The organism is Marinactinospora endophytica, assembly GCF_054780875.1.
The window spans coordinates 394,139-414,147 of sequence record NZ_BAAGVM010000001.1 but is presented as its reverse complement, the minus strand read 5'-3'; the positions used below and the strand labels follow the sequence as shown (position 1 = coordinate 414,147).

At 72.9% G+C, this 20,009-nt stretch carries 17 protein-coding genes; 11 read left to right on the top strand and 6 right to left on the bottom strand.

Translation table 11 applies throughout. From position 1 onward, the window contains the following. Window positions 1-53 precede the first annotated feature (53 nt). From ACYVHU_RS01835 to ACYVHU_RS01825, 3 genes are all read left to right on the top strand, one after another. Window positions 54-4,193, top strand: coding sequence for a TIGR02680 family protein (locus ACYVHU_RS01835; protein WP_078760368.1), 4,140 nt, complete (start codon window positions 54-56; stop codon window positions 4,191-4,193). Then, on the top strand, window positions 4,190-5,593 hold the full coding sequence (locus tag ACYVHU_RS01830) for a DUF2399 domain-containing protein (protein WP_498947389.1): 1,404 nt from the start codon (window positions 4,190-4,192) through the stop codon (window positions 5,591-5,593). The genes ACYVHU_RS01835 and ACYVHU_RS01830 overlap by 4 nt, the downstream gene beginning before the upstream one ends. A gap of 136 nt (window positions 5,594-5,729) precedes the next feature. Beyond that, the gene (locus tag ACYVHU_RS01825; RefSeq protein WP_078760366.1) at window positions 5,730-6,344 is read left to right on the top strand and encodes a superoxide dismutase; all 615 of its coding nucleotides are present in this window, start codon (window positions 5,730-5,732) and stop codon (window positions 6,342-6,344) included. 191 nt (window positions 6,345-6,535) lie between these two features. On the opposite strand, the gene ACYVHU_RS01820 is transcribed toward ACYVHU_RS01825, so the two are convergent. From ACYVHU_RS01820 to ACYVHU_RS01810, 3 genes are all read right to left on the bottom strand, one after another. Then, window positions 6,536-7,210, bottom strand: coding sequence for an HAD family hydrolase (locus tag ACYVHU_RS01820; RefSeq protein ID WP_078760546.1), 675 nt, complete (start codon window positions 7,208-7,210; stop codon window positions 6,536-6,538). A 10-nt stretch (window positions 7,211-7,220) separates the two neighbouring features. After that, window positions 7,221-7,832 carry a DUF4126 domain-containing protein gene (locus ACYVHU_RS01815; protein WP_498947388.1) on the bottom strand — a complete coding sequence of 204 codons (612 nt, stop codon included), beginning with the start codon at window positions 7,830-7,832 and terminating at the stop codon, window positions 7,221-7,223. 81 nt (window positions 7,833-7,913) lie between these two features. After that, window positions 7,914-8,168, bottom strand: coding sequence for a DUF2630 family protein (locus tag ACYVHU_RS01810; RefSeq protein ID WP_078760364.1), 255 nt, complete (start codon window positions 8,166-8,168; stop codon window positions 7,914-7,916). A gap of 201 nt (window positions 8,169-8,369) precedes the next feature. On the opposite strand from ACYVHU_RS01810, the gene ACYVHU_RS01805 reads away from it, so the two are divergent. The 3 genes from ACYVHU_RS01805 to ACYVHU_RS01795 all read left to right on the top strand — a co-directional run bounded on the left by ACYVHU_RS01805 (window position 8,370) and on the right by ACYVHU_RS01795 (window position 9,734). Next, window positions 8,370-8,975, top strand: a complete 606-nt coding sequence (locus ACYVHU_RS01805) for a hypothetical protein (RefSeq protein ID WP_078760363.1) — start codon at window positions 8,370-8,372, stop codon at window positions 8,973-8,975. Between the two features lie 223 nt (window positions 8,976-9,198). Next, window positions 9,199-9,486, top strand: coding sequence for a metal-sensitive transcriptional regulator (locus ACYVHU_RS01800; protein WP_078760362.1), 288 nt, complete (start codon window positions 9,199-9,201; stop codon window positions 9,484-9,486). A 38-nt stretch (window positions 9,487-9,524) separates the two neighbouring features. Continuing rightward, window positions 9,525-9,734, top strand: coding sequence for a heavy-metal-associated domain-containing protein (locus ACYVHU_RS01795; protein WP_078760361.1), 210 nt, complete (start codon window positions 9,525-9,527; stop codon window positions 9,732-9,734). Window positions 9,735-9,806: 72 nt separating this feature from the next. Here the strand turns inward: ACYVHU_RS01795 and ACYVHU_RS01790 are convergent, their stop codons facing one another. Both ACYVHU_RS01790 and ACYVHU_RS01785 read right to left on the bottom strand, forming a co-directional pair. Then, entirely contained in the window at window positions 9,807-11,165 is a 1,359-nt protein-coding gene (locus tag ACYVHU_RS01790; RefSeq protein WP_078760360.1) for an NAD(P)/FAD-dependent oxidoreductase, read from the bottom strand. Window positions 11,166-11,309: 144 nt separating this feature from the next. Then, a complete protein-coding gene (locus ACYVHU_RS01785) occupies window positions 11,310-11,906 on the bottom strand; it encodes an SACE_7040 family transcriptional regulator (RefSeq protein WP_078760359.1) in 597 nt (198 codons plus the stop codon). A 130-nt stretch (window positions 11,907-12,036) separates the two neighbouring features. Here ACYVHU_RS01785 and ACYVHU_RS01780 point away from each other — a divergent pair, with 130 nt between their 5' ends. From ACYVHU_RS01780 to ACYVHU_RS01770, 3 genes are read left to right on the top strand one after another with little or no spacing between them, the layout of a single operon-like run. Beyond that, entirely contained in the window at window positions 12,037-13,647 is a 1,611-nt protein-coding gene (locus ACYVHU_RS01780) for a carboxyl transferase domain-containing protein (RefSeq protein ID WP_498947512.1), read from the top strand. Between the two features lie 31 nt (window positions 13,648-13,678). Continuing rightward, window positions 13,679-15,820: an acetyl/propionyl/methylcrotonyl-CoA carboxylase subunit alpha gene (locus tag ACYVHU_RS01775; RefSeq protein ID WP_078760357.1), complete on the top strand. Its 2,142-nt coding sequence runs from the start codon at window positions 13,679-13,681 to the stop codon at window positions 15,818-15,820. After that, window positions 15,817-16,971 carry an acyl-CoA dehydrogenase family protein gene (locus ACYVHU_RS01770; RefSeq protein WP_078760356.1) on the top strand — a complete coding sequence of 385 codons (1,155 nt, stop codon included), beginning with the start codon at window positions 15,817-15,819 and terminating at the stop codon, window positions 16,969-16,971. Before ACYVHU_RS01775 ends, ACYVHU_RS01770 begins: the two co-directional genes overlap by 4 nt. 353 nt (window positions 16,972-17,324) lie before the next feature. Here ACYVHU_RS01770 and ACYVHU_RS01765 read toward each other — a convergent pair whose 3' ends face one another. After that, entirely contained in the window at window positions 17,325-18,092 is a 768-nt protein-coding gene (locus tag ACYVHU_RS01765; protein ID WP_235000750.1) for an SDR family NAD(P)-dependent oxidoreductase, read from the bottom strand. A gap of 198 nt (window positions 18,093-18,290) precedes the next feature. On the opposite strand from ACYVHU_RS01765, the gene ACYVHU_RS01760 reads away from it, so the two are divergent. Both ACYVHU_RS01760 and ACYVHU_RS01755 read left to right on the top strand, forming a co-directional pair. Beyond that, window positions 18,291-18,920: a TetR/AcrR family transcriptional regulator gene (locus ACYVHU_RS01760; protein ID WP_498947387.1), complete on the top strand. Its 630-nt coding sequence runs from the start codon at window positions 18,291-18,293 to the stop codon at window positions 18,918-18,920. Between the two features lie 127 nt (window positions 18,921-19,047). Beyond that, on the top strand, window positions 19,048-20,004 hold the full coding sequence (locus ACYVHU_RS01755) for a cation diffusion facilitator family transporter (RefSeq protein WP_078760545.1): 957 nt from the start codon (window positions 19,048-19,050) through the stop codon (window positions 20,002-20,004). Window positions 20,005-20,009: the final 5 nt, after the last annotated feature.

The following is a 20,009-nucleotide window of genomic DNA, read 5'->3' as shown; positions in this document are numbered from 1 at the left end:
CCCCCGCGGGGCCTCGCCCCCATCCCTTTTCCGAGAGACGTGAGGATCAAGACGTGGACGGCCGAGCCGACCTTCGCGAACGCTGGCGACTGCACCGCGGTGGCGTGGTCAACATCTGGCAGTACGCCGAGGAGGAGTTCGACCTGTCCGGTGGCCGGGTGATCCTGAAGGGCACCAACGGTTCGGGCAAGTCGCGCACCCTGGAGCTGCTGCTCCCGCTGTGCCTGGACGGGGATCTGCGCAACATGGGGTGCAAGGGCTTCGACACGGTGAGCATGAGCCGTCTCATGCTCGACGACTACACCGCGGGCCGCTCCCGGGTCGGTTACGCCTGGATCGAGCTGCGCCGGGTGCGCGCCGACGGCACGGAGGAGTTCTTGACCTGCGGGATCGGGGTGAAGGCGAGCGCCTCGTCCCGCCAGGTCAGCGACTCGTGGCGGTTCATCACCCCGGCCCGGGTGAACAAGGACTTCGCGCTCATGGAGCAGCAGACCCCTATCAGCCAGTCCCGGTTGCGCGAGCACATCGGGGAGAGCGCGGTCGTCGCCGGCCAGGAGGCGTTCCAGGAGCGCGTCGCCGCCGCGGTCTACGGCATCACCGGAGGCAACCGCTACACCGACCTGCTGCACCTCCAGCGCACGCTGCGCAACCCCGACATCGGCCTGAAGGTCCTCCAGGGGCAGTTGGAGCAGCTGCTGTCCGACGCCCTGCCGCCGATCGACCCCGACGTCATCGCGCGCACCGCGGCCGGGCTGGACAATCTCGAAGGGGTGCGGCGCAACGTGGCCCGGCTGCGCCGGGCCGACGCCGCGCTCCAGGAGTTCCTGACCGGTTACCGCGCCTACGCCCGCGGCATCCTGGCCGACCGCGCCGCCCGGCTGGAGGACGCCGAGAAGGCGTTGGGCCGGGCCCGGCGGGCCCGCGACAGGCGCGAGACCGAGCGGGCGGCCAGCGAGGCCGAGCTGGTCCAGGCCCGGCTCGACCGCGACTCGTTGACCGAACGCGCCGAGCAGGTCGAGACCGAGCTGAGCGCGCTCAAGGCGTCCCCGGCCTACGGCGCCCTGGGCGATCTGGAGGACAAGGCCGCCACCGTCGACTCCCGGCGCAGCCACGTCGAGAGCGCGCTGGGCCACACCCGGGAGCTGCGAGCCGCCGAGGAGCAGTCGATCGCGGCCATCGGACGGGCCGCGGCGAGCGTGGTACGGCTGGGAGAGGGGGTCGCGGCACAGGCCGAGCGGGCGCGGGAGGAGCTGCGCGCCATCGGTCTGCCGGCCACGTTGGGCGCCCTGCCCCGCCTGGTGCCCGACCTGGAGCGGGCGAGCGGGACCGTCCGGGCGCTGCTGTCCCCCGAGCCCGACGCCCGCCCCGAGGAGCTGCACCGCGAACTCCCTCCCCGCCTGGACGTCGCCGCGCTGGAACGCGCGGCGCAGGAGACCGGCGAACGCGCTGATGCCGCGGCGCGCGCCGCGGCGGAGCGGGCGCCTGTGCTGGCGGCCCTGCGCGCGCGGGCCGAGCAGGTGGTGGAGGCCGAGGAGCGGGTGGAGCGGCTGGGCGAGCGCGCCGCGACGGCGGCGGAGGAGGCGGTGTCCGCGGCGCGGCGTGTCGCGGAGGGCGAGGAGCGGTTGCGCGCCGTCGCCGACCAGTGGGTGCACGCCGTCCGACGCTGGCGTGAGGAGGCACCGCCCGCGGGCGACCGGCCCGAGCCCGGCGAGCTGCCCGCGGCGCCCGAGCCGGCGGAGGTGATCGCCGACCCCGAGGGCTTCCGCGACGCCCAGCGGGAGGCCCGCGCCGCGCTGCAACCCCGGGTGCGCGCCGTCCAGCACGCCGCCGTGGTCGCCGAGCAGCGTCTGGCCCAGGTCAACGCCGAGCGCGGCCGTTTGGAGGCGGAACTGCGCCGGTTGCGCGAGGCCGTCGAAGTGGAGCTCGCGCCGCCGGCGCTGACCACCGCGCCGCGCGATCCGCGCCACGGCGCGCCCTTCTACCGTCTGGTCGACTTCGCCCCCGACCTGCCGGAGCCGGACCGGGCCGGCCTGGAGGCCGCCCTGCACGCTTCGGGCCTGCTCAGCGCGTGGGTGCGGGCCGACGGCGGGATCGAGTCCGAGGGCGACGACGTGTGGGCGCGGCCACGCGATCGGGTGGAGGGTCCCAATCTGGCCGATGTGCTGCGGCCCGCGACGGACTCCGCCGGTCCCGTCTCCGAGGAGCTGGTGGGGCGGTTGCTGGAGTCGGTCCCCCTCCTCGGGGCGGACCACGACGCGCACGGGCGTCCTTCCGTGGGGTGTGACGGCCGGTGGCGGGCGGGGGTTCTCAGCGGGCGCCACACCAAGTCCGAGGCCGAGCACATCGGCGCGGGCGCGCGGGAGCTGGCGCGTCGCCGCCGTATCGCCGCCGTGGAGGCGGAACTCACCGCGCTGACCGAACAGGCGGAGGGGTTCGCGGCGTCGCTGCGGGCCGCCCAGGAGCTGGAGCGGGCCTGGCAGTCCTGCCTGGACTCCTTCCCGGAGGTGGCCGAGGTGCTGCGCGCCCACTTCGAGGCGCAGGCCCGCCGTTCGGCGGCGCGGCGCGCCGCCGACGAGGCCGAGCGCGCGGAGGGCGAGCACGCGCGGGCCCGGGCCCGGTTGGGCGCCGAGCGCTCCGAGCACCAGCGCGCCTGCGGTGAGCTCGGTGTCACCGAGGACGCCGAGGGGTTGCGCGAACTGTGCGAGCGCGCCCGCCGCGCGATCGAGGCGCTGGAACGCATGGGGGAGCTCCTCCGCCGTGACCATCCCGACGCGCTGCGCTCGCTGACGGCCTCCCAGCAGGACCACGAGCGGGCCGCCCGGGCCCGGGAACAGGCCGAGGCGCAGGCGCACGAGGCCCATCGCGGCTACGCCGAGGCCCACGCCACGCTGGCCAAGCTCCGCTCCACCCTCGGCCGCGACGCCGGCCAGGTCGGGGAGGAGGTCCGCCAGCTGGAGGAGGAGCGGCGTCGTCTGCGTTCGAAGGCCCCCGGCGCCCAGGAGCGGGTCGAGAACCGGGTCAAGGCCCTGGCCGACGCCGAGGGACGCCTGGAGAACGCGGAGAAGGAGCACGCCCGGGCCGAGGCCGACGTGGCCGACGCCGAGGACGCGCTGACCGACACCGCTGAGGTTCCCGGTGTGTGGGAGGCCGCCACCGGCGCGGAGGAGCCCCCGTTCGACCGGACCGAGTTGCGCGCCGCGATCGCGGCGGCCCTGGAGGGGGAGACGCCTCCGGGCGAGCCCGCTGCCCTGGAACGCGACCTTCTCGGCCGGATCCAGACGTTGCAGACCGCGCTGGCCGGAACCCACGACGTCCAGGCCGACCGCACCCGCGGGGTGCTGACCGTGGCGGTCAGCGAGGAGGCGGGAACCGCGCCGGTCGCGGCGACCGCGCGGCGCACCGCCGAACGCCTGACCCTCGCCGAGGACAACCTCACCGGCCGTGAGGAGCGGATCTTCGAGGAGTACCTGCTCGGCGACGTCGCCGAGGAACTGCACCGCCAGATCGGTTCGGCCGAGTCGCTGACCCGCCGGATGAACGCGGTGCTGGAGAACGCCCGCTCCAGCCAGGGCGTGCGGGTGGAACTGTCGTGGGAGCCCGCCCCCGATCTGGATCCGGCCGAGCGTTCGGCGTTCGCGCTGGCCAAGAAGTCCGTCGCCCGGCGCACGCCGGAGGAGAACGAACGGCTGCGCCGCGCCCTGATGGACCGCATCCGCGCGACCCGGGCCGAGGGGCGCAGCAGTGGCTACGCCGAGGTGCTGGCCGGCGCCCTGGACTACCGGCGCTGGTACTCCTACCGGGTGCGCATCCACGACACCGGGCCGGACGGCCAGCCGCGCGACCGTCGGATCCGCCAGCTCTCCTCCGGGGAGACACGCCTGGTGTCCTATGTGACCCTGTTCGCGGCCAGCGCCGCGTTCTACGACGCGCTGGAGACCGAGCTGGAGGGGCCGCTGCGCCTGGTGCTGCTGGACGAGGCGTTCGAGCGACTGGACGATCCGACGATCGCCCGCCTACTGGAGCTGCTGGTGGACCTCGACATGGACTGGGCGATCACCTGGCCCTCGGGGTATGGCGTGTCGCCGAAGATCGACCGGATGCACATCTACGACATCCTCAAGCGCAAGGGCGCCTGGGGGGTGGCGTGCGCCCGCACGACGTGGAACGGCAGCGGATTCGAGCGCGCGGCGTGAGCGGCGCGCCACCGGCCGGAGATGCCGGGCGCGCCCCCGCGGCCCCCGTCGAGCGGCTGCCCGCCTACCTGCGCGCCTTCTACGCCAAGGCCGAACTCGCGGAGTTTTGGACCCGGGCGCGCCGACACGTCGAGGGCAGGCGGGCCGGCATCGACCCGGACGGCCGCCCCTCGAAGGTCGGGGTTTCGGTCACCGCCGAGACCCGTGGGGTGGTCCAGCAGCTCCCCGGTGCCGAGCGCGGCCGCGACGAACGGCCCGCTCAGGTGCGGGTGGACCTGACCGCGCTGGCCCGGAAGCTGCGCGACGAGCACGGCGTGGACCTGGCCGACCTGATCGCGGAGCACACCGGCGGCGCCCCGCTGGTCCATCGCCCCGCGCAGAAGCGGGTCAGGCGGGAACGGGCCGCCCGGGTGCGCGAACGCTTTCTCGGCGAGTTGGAACGCACCGGCCTGGCCGGTGCCGCCTGGACGTCGGAGTGGCTGGACTGGTTGACCCGCGGGCTGACCGAGGAGACGGCGGCGGAGCGGGTCCGGCTCGCCCGCCACGCCTGTGACGTGCTCGCCCGGATCCACCTGGATCCGGACCGGCCGGCCGAGTCCGTCCTGGGCCTGGCCGAGCTCGCCCACGCCGAGGCGAGGGGCGGCTCCCACGGGCTGGAGGAGCGGCGCGCCCCCTTGGCGACGTTGGTGCTGCGCGCCGCCGCGTTCGCCCACGGGCGGTCCTGGAGCGATCGGGCGGAGGACGTGCGGACCCTGTGGGAGCGCTGCGGGGTGTCCACCGGCTCCCCCACCACCACGGTGTCCGCTCGTGGCCTGCTCTTCACCGGGGACCACCCCTGGGCGCGCAACCTGGGCGAGCGCGTCCGGCTGGGGCACGCCCTGCACCTGGACCGCGACGACCTGCGCGTCGCCCGGGGACTGCCCGCCCTGATCACCCCCGGGACGGTGGTCGCCGTGTGCGAGAACCCCCTCGTCCTGGAGTACGCCGCGCGGGCGGGGGCGCGCTGCCCGCTCGTCTGCGTCGGCGGACAGTTCTCGACCCTGGCCTTGGACTGGCTGCGGCTGCTGGCGGAGTCCGGGGCGAGGTTGCGCTACCACGGCGACTTCGACTGGGCCGGCCTGCACATCGCCACGCGGGTGCTGCGGCTTCCCGGCGCCCGTCCGTGGCGGATGTCGGCCGCCGACCACGCCGCGGCCCTGGCCGGGCTCGACCCCGATCGCCTGCCCCCACTGGGGCCGGGAGGTGCCGCCTGCCCGTGGGATCCGGCCCTGCCCGAGGTGATGCGGGCGGCCGGCGTGGTCGTCGAGGAGGAGTGCCCCCCGGTGCGCGCGGCCCTGGTCGCCGACCTGACCGCGTGGGGACGGGAGCGGTCGCCGCATGGGAGGCCCGGTGCCGGGTAGGGCGCAGGGTGCGGGTTATTCCCCACAACGGCTGTCATGAGGGCAACACCGGTCCGCCGGGGCACCTGCTGATAGCTTTTCCCAAGCGATCGATTCGCGTGTCAGAGCCACAACCGTGTCAGAGGAAGGTGCGTAGATGTCCGCGCCCTATTCGCTTCCCGAGCTGCCTTACGACTACAGCGCGCTTGAGCCGTGGATCTCCGGTCAGATCATGGAGCTGCACCACGACAAGCACCACGCGGCCTACGTCAAGGGCGCCAACGACGCGCTGGAGGGGCTCGCGGAGGCGCGTGACAAGGACGACCTGAGCAAGGTCAACCTGCTCCAGAAGAACCTCGCGTTCAACCTGGCCGGTCACGTCAACCACACCGTCTTCTGGCCGAACCTGTCGCCGGACGGTGGCGACAAGCCCGAGGGCGAGCTGGGTGCCGCGATCGACGACGCGTTCGGCTCCTTCGACAAGTTCCGTGCGCAGTTCAACGCGGTCGCCACCGGCATCCAGGGTTCGGGCTGGGCCATCCTCGCCTGGGACATCCTCGGCCAGAAGCTCATCATCGAGCAGCTCTACGACCACCAGGGCAACCTGGCCGCGGGTTCCTACCCGCTGCTGATGCTCGACATGTGGGAGCACGCCTTCTACCTCCAGTACAAGAACGTCAAGGCCGACTACGTCAAGGCCTTCTGGAACGTCGTCAACTGGGCCGACGTCCAGCAGCGTTTCGAGGCCGCCCGCAAGGTCGCCCTGGCCTAGCCCGGGTGGGGGCGCGCCGCGTCCGTCCCACGACGAGCAGAGGGGCGGTGCCATAGGCACCGCCCCTCTGCCGTGTCGGCGTCGGCGCGCCGTCTTCGCGGGCGGCCCTTTGGCCGCGCGGACCCGCGCGACCGGCCGCGCCCTTGGCGGCTGCGCATCGCGACGGGTGGACGGTCGGGGCCGGGAGGAGGTCAGCCGCGCAGCAGGGCCACGGCCTCGGTGACGGAGTCGACCACCGGGTGGCCGGTGGCCTCCAGGCGGTCGCGGCTCATCAGGCCCGAGGCGACCAGGATCGCGCGGGTGCCCGCCTCGACCGCGGCGTGACCGTCGTCGTCGATGTCGCCGATCAGCACGACCGTCGCGGGGTCGATGTCCTGGACGCGCAGGTGCTCCACCAGGTGTTCGGCCTTGGAGTCGTGGACGGTGTCGCGGCGACGCCCGTCGATGCGGGTGAAGTGGTCGCTCAGCCCCCGCTCCGCGATGAGGGGGACGAGGTGGTCGTGGCCCGCCATGGACAGCAGCGACTGCGTGCGTCCGGTCGCCGGCCATGACGTCAGCACGTCGATCACCCCCTCGGCCAGGTCGCAGGAGGGCAGCAGATCCAGGTAGTGGCTGTCGTAGGCGGTGTTGACGCGCTCCCACTCGGCTTCGGTGAAGGGCCGCCCCAGCAGTTCCTCGTAGCAGGCCAGGAGGGGACGGCGGAACTTCGCCCGCCAGTACTCCAGGTCCACGGGGTCACGGCCGAACTCCGCGCAGACGCGGTTGACCGCGGCGAGGTTGGCGTGGTTGTCGTTGAGGAGGGTGCCGTTCCAGTCCCAGACGATGTGGGAGATCTCGCCTGGCCGTTCGATCGCGTTGTGAAGCACGTCCTGCACTCTACGGTCCCGTGAGTCCTGCCTGTTCCCCGGCCCGGCGTCCCCCGCCGCGTCTGCGACGGGCCCGCCAGACCGCCACCGCGAGAACGGCGAACAGCGGCAGGATCACGAGCAGCAGGATCGGCACCACGACGGCGAGCAGGGCGAGCACGACGCTGGCGATGTCCTCGGCGGTGCTGGCGACCGGCGCGCCGACGCCCACGGTGACCGTGTTGAGGACCGGCCGGGCGAGGGCTTTGAGGCCGTGGAAGGCCAGGGCGATGAGAATGCCCGAGAGCACCGGCCACCACGAGCCCTCCCCCGCGGCGGCGATGTCGCCGGGGGTGACCGCGGAGACTCCGGCCCCGAAGGTGACGCCGCCCGAGGCGGGGCGCACGAACGTCTGGAGGAGGTCGTTGATGCTGTCCACCGCCGGGATCTTGTCGGCGACGATCTCCACGACCAGCAGCAGGCCGAAGACGGCGAGCACGACCGGGTGTTCCAGCCACTGCCAGCCCGAGGACAGTGGGAGCAGGTCGGTATAGCGAGCGAGCAGGCCGACGGCCAGCAACGGCACGTAGGCGTTGAGCCCGGCCGCCGAGGCCAGCCCGGTCCCGGTGAGTACCTCCAGCACGTGTCCTCCCGTCCTCGAAGGGCGCGGGAGGATCCCGCACCGCCTGTTTCGACGTCGGGACGGGGCGCGGGGTTCCGCTGTCTACTGCCGGTACTCCTCGACCTGGGCCGCGGGGCGGACCTGGGCGGTGTCGGGGTCCTTGCCGAACTCCTCCTGGGCGCGACGCTGGCGCAGGAGGTCCCAGCACTGGTCGAGCGCGGCCTCCAGGTCGCGGATGCGCTGGCGTTCCATGGGGGTGAGCCGGTGTTCGTGCTGCTCCCTCAGGTCGCGTTCCTCGGTGACGAGCTCACCGATGCGCCGGATGATGTCCTCGTCGCGGTTGCTGACGTCGCTCATGTGATCCATGTTCCGTGCCGATCCCCCTGGTTGGCAAGCATCGACCGAGGTCACCAAGGGTGAGACATCACCACCTATCGGGACGGATCAGGTTAACTCGCTCACACCGAGGGAAGGTCCCGGCCCGCCGGACGACAGCCGCCGTCCGGTGGAGCGCGTCACGGCGCGTCCCGCCTCCCCAACGCCGCCCTGGAGCACACGATGAAGTTCTATGCGGACCGCCCCCTGCGCTTCTTCCTCCAGTTCCTCAGCGACACACTCGCGCTGGCCTGGATCGCCGGCTGGGTCTGGGCGGCGGTGTCCCTCCACGAGACCCTCAGCGGTCTGGCCCGGCCGGGGGAGCTGATGGAGGACGCCGGCGGGGGGTTGAGCGCGCACATGGGCGAGGCCGCGGAACGCGCCGGCGAGATCCCGCTGATCGGCGACACCCTGAGCGAGCCGTTCACCAGCGTGGGAACCTCCGGCGAGGCGTTGAGCGAGGCGGGACAGCGCTTCCAGGAGACGGTCGCCGATCTGGCGCTGGTGGTGGCGCTGCTGACCGCGGTGATCCCCCTGCTGTTCGTGCTGGCGACCTGGCTTCCACTGCGGGCACGTTGGGTCGTGCGGGCCGGGGGCGCCCGGCGGCTGCGCGCGATGTCTCCGGAGGCCCGCGGCGAACTGCTGGCGTTGCGCGCGCTCGGCTCGGTCCCCCCGGGCCGGCTCCTCAAGATCCACTCCGACCCCGTGGGGGCCTGGCGGACCGGGGACGCCCGCACGATCGCCCGGCTGGCCGACCTGGAGCTGCGGCGCCTTGGTCTGCGCCCCTGACCCACGCCGGACCGGTTCCTTTCCCCGCGCCCGCTCTCGCCCTGTTTGCCGGACAACGCCCATCAGCGTCGATACTCGGAGGGAGACGGCTCCCTCCCGTGCCCCGCGCCGCGGCCACGCGCGCCGGCCGGTCACGCACCGGGGGCCCGGAGCACACCGCTGGAAATACCCAGAGGGGGTATCATTGGCCGAGGAAGCACAGAGGACCCAGGGGGACGCCGGCATGGCCACCTACGGCTACCACGACAACAAGCAGAAGCATCTCAACCGGCTGCGCCGGATCGAGGGCCAGGTCCGTGGGCTGCAACGGATGGTCGAGGACGACTCCTACTGCATCGACATCCTCACCCAGACGTCGGCGGTGAACAAGGCACTGCGCTCGTTCGCGCTGTCACTGCTGGATGAGCACCTCAAGCACTGCGTCGCCCACGCCGTCGCCAATGGCGGCGACGAGGCCGAGGAGAAGGTGCGCGAGGCGTCGGAGGCCATCGCCCGGTTGGTCCGCTCCTGACCTCTGACACGTCGTCACACTACGGAAACGGGAACGCCATGGCTACCAGCACCACGATCACCGTCAGCGGCATGACCTGCGGGCACTGCGTCGCGTCCGTGAAGGAGGAGGTCGGCGCCCTGCCGGGTGTGACGTCCGTGGACGTCGACCTGGAGAGCGGGCGGGTCACCGTCGACAGCGAGGGGCCGCTGTCCCGCGAGCAGCTCGACGCGGCCGTCGCCGAGGCCGGTTACGAGATCGTCGCCTGATCCTCTCCCCTCCCCCGCGCGCCGCGGGGTGGACGCGCACTTGCGTCCACCCCGCGGCGTGGCGATGGGCGGTCATACCGCTCCGCGCGCCATCTCCACCTGCTGGCGCACCTGGTCCTGGTCCAGGTACTGCGACGTCTCCTCCGGATCGACCAGGGTGTCGATCTTGCGGTTGAGGAAGCCCAGCCGCGACACCTCACCGCCGAGCAGGGCCCGGATCGCCCAGTTGGTCGCGACCCGTGCCCGGCCGGGTCCCGAGGGCAGCGCGTACAGGTGGTAGGCGCGGGTGATGCCCAGCGCCGGAAGACCCGTGATCTCCTTGCCCAGGGGACGGGCCACCGCGTCGCGCCCGCTGAGGTCGACCAGCAGGCCCAGGTCCTTGTGCCGGTACTCCTGCAGGGGCTGTCCCAGCAGCGAGGCGATGACGTTGTCGGCGAGGAGGTGCCCCTGCCGCATGGCGTGCTGCGCGGTGGGCGGGCACAGCGCCCCCTCCTCGTCCTTGCTCAGGTCGGGGACGGCGGCGGAGTCGCCGGCGGCCAGGATCTCGGGGCTGCCGGGCACGGCCAGGTCCGCGCCCACGACGAGCTTGCCCTTGTTCGTGGCCAGGCCGGTCGCCTCCATCAAGGGGCTGGGCGAGGTGCCCGCGGTCCAGATCAGGGTGCGGCAGGGCAGCACGCGGTCGTCGGTCAGCGTGACCTTGTCCTCGGTGGCCTCCTTGACGCTCACCCCCAGGGACACCTGCACGCCGCGCTGTCTGAGCAGGTTCATCGCCGCGTCGCCCAGGCTCTCGCCGAGCTCGGGCATCAGCCTGGGCGCGATGTCGATGAGGTGCCAGCTGATGGACTCGCGCAGCCGTGGGTAGCGCTTGCACGCCTCCTCGCACAGCAGCTCCAGTGACGCCGCCGTCTCGACGCCGGTGTAACCGCCACCGACGACGAGGAAGGTGCAACGTTCCTCGCGTTCCTGCGGATCGTCGCTGGCATTGGCCAGCTCGAGCTGGGCGAGCACGTGGTCACGCAGGTAGACGGCCTCGGCGAGGTTCTTGTTGCCCCGTCCGTGCTGGATGAGCCCGGGGATGTCGAAGACCCTGGTGTTGCTTCCCGGGACAAGCACCAAACGGTCGTAGGGGACGTAGGTGGTCTCGCCGGAGATCTTGCGCGCCACGACGGTGCGCGACTTGGTGTCGACACCGATGGCGGCCCCGGGGACCATCTTGGTCCGGCGCAGCAGCCGGTGCAGCGAAACCGCGATCGACTGCGGGGTCAGCAGCCCGGAGGCGACCTGGGGCAGCAACGGCTGGTAGAGCATGTAGTCGTTGGGTGTGATGAGGACCAGTTCCGCCGCGTCCTTGGGGATGCGCCGCTCCATCCGGCGCAGCGCGTTCAGCCCCGCGAAACCGGCTCCGACCACCACGATGCGAGGCCGTGCCATCGTCGAACCACTCCCCCTCGAAGACGGCCCGGCGTCATCCGCGCCCTGTGCCACGGGCGCCGGGCGGTTCAGGTTCACGGCTCCGCTGCCCTGGCGCCCACCACTCAAACGTGACGCGATCGCGCCCGGGAGGGTGGGCGCGGGTCATCCCCCGGGGCGCGCGGAGGCGAGCAGCGCGGCGCGTCCCATGGCCAGGAGCAGGTCGGCCATGCGGCCGGAGGGGAGGCGGCCGGCGCTGTGCGGGGTGGAGTTGAGCAGGCCGAAGGTCGCGTGCACGGCGGCGCGCAGCTCTTCCGCGGAGACGCCGGGGCGCAGCCGGGCGAGGACGTCGACCCACTGTTCGACGTAGCCCCGTTGGAGCCGGCGGACCCGCCGCCGTTGCGGCTCGGGCACGTTGCCCAGTTCGCGATCGTGGACGGTGATGAGGGCGGGCTCGCCCAGCGCGAAGGCGATGTGGCCGCGCAGCAGCCGGTCCAGGGCGTCCTCGGGCGAGTGGGCCGCGGCGACGTGGGCGGCGCCGTCGGCGGCCAGGCGCTCGCTGATGTCCAGCAGCATGGCGGCCAGCAGGGCCTCCTTGCCGGGGAAGTGCCGGTACAGGGCGGGGCCGCTGGTGCCGACCGCGCGCCCCAGCTCCTCGATGGAGACCCCGTGGAAGCCCCGCGCGGCGAACAGGTCGGCGGCGGCGCGCAGGATCGCGTCACGGCGACCGGTCCGGCCGGCCCCAACGTGGTCGATGGCCATCGTCCCTCCCGCCTCGGGGATCCTCCCCCTACCGTGACCCTGGACACGGCTGTTAACGATCATTAACATCGACCATGTTAGCGGTCATTAACATCTCGCGACCAGAGGGGAACCCATGAGCAGGGCACCCGTGCTCACCTCGGCGGTCGACACCACCGGCGCGGCCTTCCAGGCCAACGCCGAGGTCAACCGCGCGCTGGCGGCCGAACTACGGGAGCGGATCACGACGGCCGCGGCCGGCGGGCCGGAGAAGGCCCGCGCCCGCCACGTCGAGCGCGGCAAGCTCCTGCCGCGCGACCGCGTGGACGCGCTCCTGGACCCCGGATCGCCCTTCCTCGAACTCTCCCCCCTGGCCGCCTTCGGCATGTACGGGGCCGACAGCCACGACGCTCCCGCCGCCGGCATCATCACCGGGGTGGGCCGCATCCAGGGCCGCGAGGTCGTGGTGGTCGCCAACGACGCCACCGTCAAGGGCGGCAGCTACTACCCGATGACGGTCAAAAAGCACCTGCGCGCCCAGGAGGTGGCCCTGCACAACCACCTGCCGTGCGTCTACCTGGCCGACTCCGGCGGCGCGTTCCTCCCGATGCAGGACGAGGTGTTCCCCGACCGCGAGCACTTCGGACGGATCTTCTACAACCAGGCCACCATGTCCCGGCTGGGCATCGCCCAGATCGCGGCCGTGCTCGGCTCGTGCACGGCCGGCGGCGCCTACGTCCCCGCCATGAGCGACGAGGCCGTCATCGTCCGCGACCAGGGGACGATCTTCCTCGGCGGTCCTCCCCTGGTCAAGGCCGCCACCGGCGAGGTGGTCACGGCCGAGGAGCTGGGCGGCGGCGACCTGCACACGCGCGTCTCCGGAGTCGCCGACCACCTGGCCGAGGACGACGCGCACGCGCTGGAGATCGTCCGGCGGATCGTCTCCACCCTCGGTCCGCGCCCCGCGCCCGCCTGGGAACAGCTCCCCGCGCGCCCTCCTGCGGCCGATCCCGAGGAGCTGTACGGGGTGATCCCCGCCGACACGCGCACCCCCTACGACGTCCGCGAGGTGATCGCGCGCGTCGTCGACGCCAGCGAGTTCACCGAATTCAAGGCGGAGTACGGGACGACGCTGGTGACCGGCTTCGCCCACATCCACGGCCACCCCGTCGGCATCGTCGCCAACAACGGCATCCTGTTCTCCGAGTCCGCGCTCAAGGGCGCGCACTTCATCGAACTGTGCGACCGCCGTTCCATCCCGCTGGTCTTCCTGCAGAACATCTCCGGTTTCATGGTCGGCCGCGACTACGAGGCCGGTGGTATCGCCAAGCACGGCGCGAAGATGGTCACCGCCGTCGCCTGCGCGCGGGTCCCCAAGTTCACGGTGGTCATCGGGGGCTCCTTCGGAGCCGGGAACTACAGCATGTGCGGCCGGGCCTACTCCCCCCGGTTCCTGTGGATGTGGCCCAACGCCCGGATCTCGGTGATGGGGGGCGAGCAGGCCGCCTCGGTCCTGGCGACCGTGCGCCGCGACCAGATGGCCGCGCGCGGCGAGGAGTGGGACGCCGAGGCCGAAGAGGAGTTCAAGGCCCCCATCCGCGAACAGTACGAGCGTGAGGGCAACCCCTACCACTCCACCGCCCGGCTATGGGACGACGGGATCATCGACCCCGTCGACACCCGTACCGTGCTCGGGCTCGCCCTGGCCGCGGCGCGACACGCACCGCTGGAACCGGTCGGTTACGGCGTCTTCCGGATGTGAGGCAGTGATGGTCAGCGGGACGGAGTCACAGATGATCGACGGGGCCGAGCCCACCGGGACCCCCCACCCCGCGGTCCGCGGCGGCACGGGCGCCGCCCCGGTCGTGCTCGTCGCCAACCGGGGCGAGATCGCGGTGCGGATCATGCGCACGCTGCGCCGGCTGGGGATGCGCTCGGTCGCGGTGCACAGCGACGACGACGCCGGCGCCCGGCACGTGCGCGCCGCCGACAGCGCGGTGCGGTTGGCCGGGGACGGCCCCGCGGGCGGTTACCTCGACGGCGCGGCCATCATCGCCGCGGCCACGGCCACCGGGGCCACCATGGTCCACCCCGGTTACGGGTTCCTCTCGGAGAACGCCGCGTTCGCCCGCGCCTGCGCCGACGCGGGACTGACCTTCATCGGTCCACCTCCGGAGGCGATCGAGGCGATGGGCGACAAGATCCGCGCCAAGCGGACCGTCGCCACGGCGGGGGTCCCGCTCCTGCCCGGCTTCGCCGAGGAGGCCGGGCGGCCCATGGACGACGGGGAGCTCGTGGCCGCGGCCCAGCGCGTCGGGTACCCGTTGCTGATCAAGCCGTCGGCCGGGGGCGGCGGCAAGGGCATGCGCCTGGTGGGCGACCCGTCGGAGCTGGCGAGCGCCGCCGCAGCTGCGCGCAGGGAGGCTCTCGCCTCCTTCGGTGACGCCACCCTCCTGGTGGAACGGTTCGTGGAGCGTCCCCGCCACATCGAGGTGCAGGTGCTCGCCGACGCCCACGGCAACGTCGTCCACCTCGGCGAACGGGAGTGCAGCCTCCAGCGACGGCACCAGAAGATCGTCGAGGAGGCCCCCTCCCCCCTGCTCGACGCGGACCTGCGCGCGGCGATGGGCGGCGCGGCCGTGGCCGCCGCCAAGTCCTGCGGCTACGTAGGCGCGGGGACGGTGGAGTTCATCGTCTCGGGCACGGGCAGCGGCGAGTACGCCTTCCTGGAGATGAACACCCGGCTCCAGGTCGAGCACCCCGTCACCGAGGAGGTCGTGACCATCGGCGGTGTGCGCGGGGTCGACCTGGTCGAGCTCCAGGTGCGTGTCGCCATGGGCGAGCCGTTGCCCTTCTCGCAGGCCGACATCGGTTTCGCCGGACACGCGGTGGAGAGCCGGGTCTACGCCGAGGACCCCGCGCGCGGTTTCCTGCCCACGGGCGGCAGCGCGCTGCTGTTGGAGGAACCCGCGGGCGAGGACGTGCGCGTCGACTCCGGTCTGGCCGAAGGCGCGCGGATCACCTCGGCCTATGACCCGATGCTCGCCAAGGTCATCACCTGGGGACCCGACCGCGGCGCCGCGCTGCGCCGCATGGACACCGCTCTGGCGGGTTACGGGCTGCTGGGGTGCGACACCAACGTCGCGTTCCTGCGCCGCCTGCTGGGCCACCCCGAGGTCGCCGCGGGCCGGCTGGACACCGGCCTGACCGAACGGGTCCGCGCGGAGCTCACCGCCGGCGAGCGGGAGGTCCCCGACGCCGTCTACGCGGCCGCGGCCCTGGACCGTCAGCTCGCCTTGGAGCCCTCCGGCCCCGTCGTGGACCGCTTCGACGTCCCCGACGGCTGGCGGATCGGCGGCCCCGCGTGGACGACGTGGCGATTGCGCGCCCCCGGCGCGGACCCCGTCGCGGTCCGGGTGCGTCGCCGCGACGGCGTGGGGCGCCGCTTCGAGGTGCGTGTCGGTGACGGCGCGCCGGTACGGGCGAGCGCGTCACGCGGCGCGGGCGGCCGCTCCCTCACCCTCACCTACGGCGGGCTGTCCCTGCGCTTCTCACGCGCGCTGGAGGGGGAGGTGCTGTGGCTGGGCCGTGAGGGCGCCACCTGGCGGCTGCACGAGGAGACGCTGCTCGCACCGACCCGCGCGGGTGAGGGCGCGGGCGACGGGACCCTGCGGAGCCCCATGCCGGGGACCGTGCTCTCGGTGGCCGTGGCGGAGGGCGACTCCGTGACGGCCGGCGCCCCGGTGGTGGTGGTCGAGGCGATGAAGATGGAGCACGCCGTCACCGCGCCGATCGACGGGGTGGTCACCGCGCTGCCGGCGCGCCCCGGGCAGTCCGTGGCCATGGACGCCGTCCTGGCCGTCATCACCGCCTCTCCCGCGGGCGATCCCGCCGGGGACGGGGCCGTCACCAGGAGCGAAGAGGAGTCAGCGTGAGCCACCGGCTGTCGGAAGAGTACGAGGAGCTGCGCCGCAGCGTCGAGGCGTTCGCCCACGAGGTCGTCGCGCCCGTGATCGCCGGCCACTACGAGCGAGGCGAGTTCCCCTACGAGATCGTCGCCCGCATGGGCGAGATGGGACTGTTCGGCCTGCCCTTCCCCGAGGAGTACGGGGGCATGGGCGGCGACTACTTCGCGTTGTGCCTGGCCTTGGAGGAACTGGCCAGGGTCGACTCCTCCGTCGCGATCACCCTGGAGGCCGGCGTCTCGCTGGGCGCGATGCCGATCTTCCGGTTCGGTTCGGCCGAGCAGAAGAAGACCTGGCTGCCCCGGCTGTGCTCGGGCGAGGCACTGGGCGCGTTCGGCCTGACCGAGCCCGGGGGCGGATCCGACGCCGGCGCCACCCGCACCACGGCGCGGCTGGAAGAGGGCCACTGGGTCGTCAACGGGACGAAGTCGTTCATCACCAACTCCGGCACCGACATCACCGCCCTGGTCACGGTCACGGCGGTCACCGGACGACGCCCCGACGGCCGGCCCGAGATCTCGGCGATCCTGGTGCCCGCGGGAACGCCCGGGTTCTCCGTGGGGCAGCACTACTCGAAGGTCGGCTGGAACGCCTCCGACACCAACGAGCTGGTGTTCGAGGACTGCCGGGTGCCCGAGGAGAACCTGGTCGGCGAGCGCGGCCGCGGCTACGCCCAGTTCCTGCGCATCCTCGACGAGGGGCGGATCGCGATCGCGGCGCTGTCGGTGGGCCTGGCCCAGGGGTGCGTGGACGAGAGCCTGCGCTACGCGGCCGAGCGTGAGGCGTTCGGCCGGCACATCGGCCACTACCAGGCGATCCAGTTCAAGATCGCCGACATGGAGGCCCGGGCGCACACCGCGCGGCTGGCCTACTACGACGCCGCGGCGCGCATGCTCGCGGGCGAGCCGTTCAAGAAGCAGGCGGCGATCGCCAAGCTGGTGGCCTCCAACGCCGCGATGGACAACGCCCGCGACGCCACCCAGGTCTTCGGCGGATACGGCTTCATGAACGACTACGCGGTGGGCCGTTTCTACCGCGACGCCAAGATCCTGGAGATCGGCGAGGGCACCAGCGAGGTGCAGCGCATGCTCATCGCCCGCGAACTGGGCCTGCCCGCCTGATCCACGCCGGCAGAGGATCCCCGCGAGTCTCGTCGCGGGGATCCGGCCGCCTCGCGCGGTCCTCGCCGTGGGGTGAGCGGTCAGCCGCCACGGGGGCTGGGAGCCCCATCGGGGGCGGCGAGGATGTGCGGCTGGCCATGGGGCTCAGGGAGCGGTCCCGGCCTCCTCTCCCCGGCCGTCTCGCGCCCGGCCGCCACGCGCGGGAGCGCCGGGACGGGGCGCCGGCCGGCTGGACGTCGGCCGGCGCTTCGGGGGCCGGACGGCCCACCGAGCCCCCTCCGTCGGAGCCGGGCGTTCGGCGAGGCGGGCCATATGGAACGGTCACCGCCGGCGCCACCACGGCACCTCGCGGCTCAGACCGCGGCCCAGCCGTTGTCGACCGGCAGCACGACGCCGTTGATGTTGCTCGCGGCCTCGGAGGCGAGGAAGACGATCGCGGCGGCCTGCTCCTCGGCCTCGGCCGGGTGCCCGATGTTGCGCATGTAGGAGGCGAGGACCCCGGGACCGTGCGCCTCGGCCTGGGCGTCGACGGTGATGCCGGTACGGGTGCCTCCGGGGGCGATGGCGTTGGCGCGGATCCCCTTCTCCCGGTACATCACGGCGACCGACTTGGTCAGGCCGGCGACACCGTGCTTGGAGGCCGTGTAGGCGGCGCCGGCGGCGCTACCGCGCAGCGACGCCTCCGAGGCGGTGAAGACGATGGCGCCCTTCCCCGCGTCCAGCATGTGCGGCAGCACGGCGCGGGTGAGCATGAAGGGGGCGGTGAGATTGACGCGCAGGACACGCTCCCACTCACCGTCCTCGGTGTCGGCGGCGGCCGACATGCGGTCCATGATCCCGGCGTTGTTGACCAGCACGTCCACACCGCCGAAGGACTCGACGGCGGTGGCCGTCACCCTGTCGACGACGGTCTGGTCGCTGAGGTCTCCGGCGACCACCACGGCGGTGCCACCGGCCTCCTCGATCTCGCCGGCGACCGCGCGGACCTTGGCCTCGTCGATGTCGGCGATCAGGACCCGGTCCCCTTGGGCCGCGAACTTCAGGGCGGCGGCCCGGCCGATGCCCGAACCCGCACCCGTCACGATCACGCCACGGCCCACCGGGCCGGAATTACCGTTCACGTCGTTCTCCATTGTCCGTCTGGCGCGGCGGAGCGCGGCTTGTGGCCGGTTTGCGCTGTTCCCGCCGCCTGAGGACTTCAGCGTACGACTTTATGGCACTCAATGCCAAAAAGAGATCGGGGAACCGCCACGCCGATCGTGACGGCTCCCCGACAGGCCGGAGGGACGGGGAGGGGCGGAACGCGCGAGGATGTCCCCATGGAGGACGCCACGCACACGGACGCGCAACGCCCACGCCCCCGGACCGGACGCCCGCCCCTGAGCGAGCAGAGCAAGGCCGCCACCCGGCTGCGCATCGCCCGCGAGGCGGTGCGCCTCTTCACCGCCCAGGGGGTGGCCAAGACCTCCTCCGCCGAGATCGCCCGCGCGGCCGACATCTCCCCGCGCACCCTGTGGCGCTACTTCTCCGCCAAGGAGGAGTGCGTCAGCCCGTTGCTGTCGGCCGGCGTCGAGGCCCTGGTGACGGCCCTGCGCGACCGAACCCCCGGCCAGGTCTTCAGTGAGGCGCTGCGCTCGCTCTCGGTGGAACGCTCGGGAAACTCCTGGGCCATCGTGCAGCTCGTCCGCCTGACCCGTACCGAGCCGGGGGTGCGCTCCGTGTGGGTGCGGACCCATCTGGACGCCGAGCCGCTGATCGCCGAGGTGATCGCCCTGCGCATCGGCGCCTCCCCGGAGGACCTGCGCCCCCGCGTCCAGGCGGCGGTGCTCAACGTGGCCCTGCGCGCGGCGGTGGAGGACTTCGCCTGGCACCCCCGCGACGACGGCCGCTCCCTCGACGACACCGTGCGCGAGGCCCTCGCCATCGCGGCCGAGGGGCTGTCCGACTGACCCCCGAACTCGATCCCCCCGCTCCTGCCCGTGAGAGCGGGCCGCCGCGGGGCACTGGGCCTAGGACGGGACGACCGGTCGCAGACTCCACGCGCCGGAGCCCGGCACGTGAATCAGGGGGATGACCGTGGCAACCGAAGGCAGTACCCGCGCCGTCGTCACCGCGCTCGGCGCCAACCTGGGGATCGCCGTGACGAAGTTCGCCGCCTGGGCGCTCACCGGTTCCTCGGCGATGCTCGCCGAGTCCATCCACTCCGTCGCCGACTCCGGCAACCAGGTCCTGCTCCTCGTCGGCGGCCGGCGGGCCCGGCGGCGGGCCACCCCGGAGCATCCCTTCGGCTACGGCCGCGAGCGCTACGTCTACGCCTTCCTCGTCTCGATCGTGCTGTTCGCCCTGGGCGGCCTGTTCGCGTTGTACGAGGCCTGGCACAAGATCAGAGATCCCCACCCGATCACCTCATGGCACTGGGTCCCCATCGTGGTGTTGCTGGTCGCCATGGCGATGGAGGCGACCGCGCTGCGCACGGCGGTCAAGGAGTCCAACGCGGTGCGCGGGGACACCGGCTGGGTGGGGTTCGTACGCCGCTCCAAGGCGCCGGAGCTGCCGGTGATCCTCCTTGAGGACACCGGCGCGCTCCTCGGCCTGGTGTTCGCGCTCGCCGGGGTCACGTTGACGCTGATCACCGGGAACGGCGTGTGGGACGGCCTGGGGACCGCCATGATCGGCCTCCTCCTCGTGGCCATCGCGGTGGTCCTCGCGGTGGAGATGAAGAGCCTGCTGATCGGGGAGGCGGCGAGCGGGGAGCACGTCCGGTTGATCCAGGAGGCCATCGAGACGGGCGCGGACGTGGAGGGGGTCATCCACATGCGCACCATGCACCTGGGCCCCGAGGAACTGCTCGTGGCCGCCAAGATCGCGATCGACGTCGAGGACTCGGCGGTCCAGGTGGCCACGGCGATCGATTCGGCCGAGCGCCGGATACGCGCGGCCGTGCCGATCGCCCGGCTGATCTACCTGGAACCCGACGTACGGCGTTACACCCTCCCGAACGGATCGGGCCCCTCGCCGGCTGGAACGACCTGAGGGAA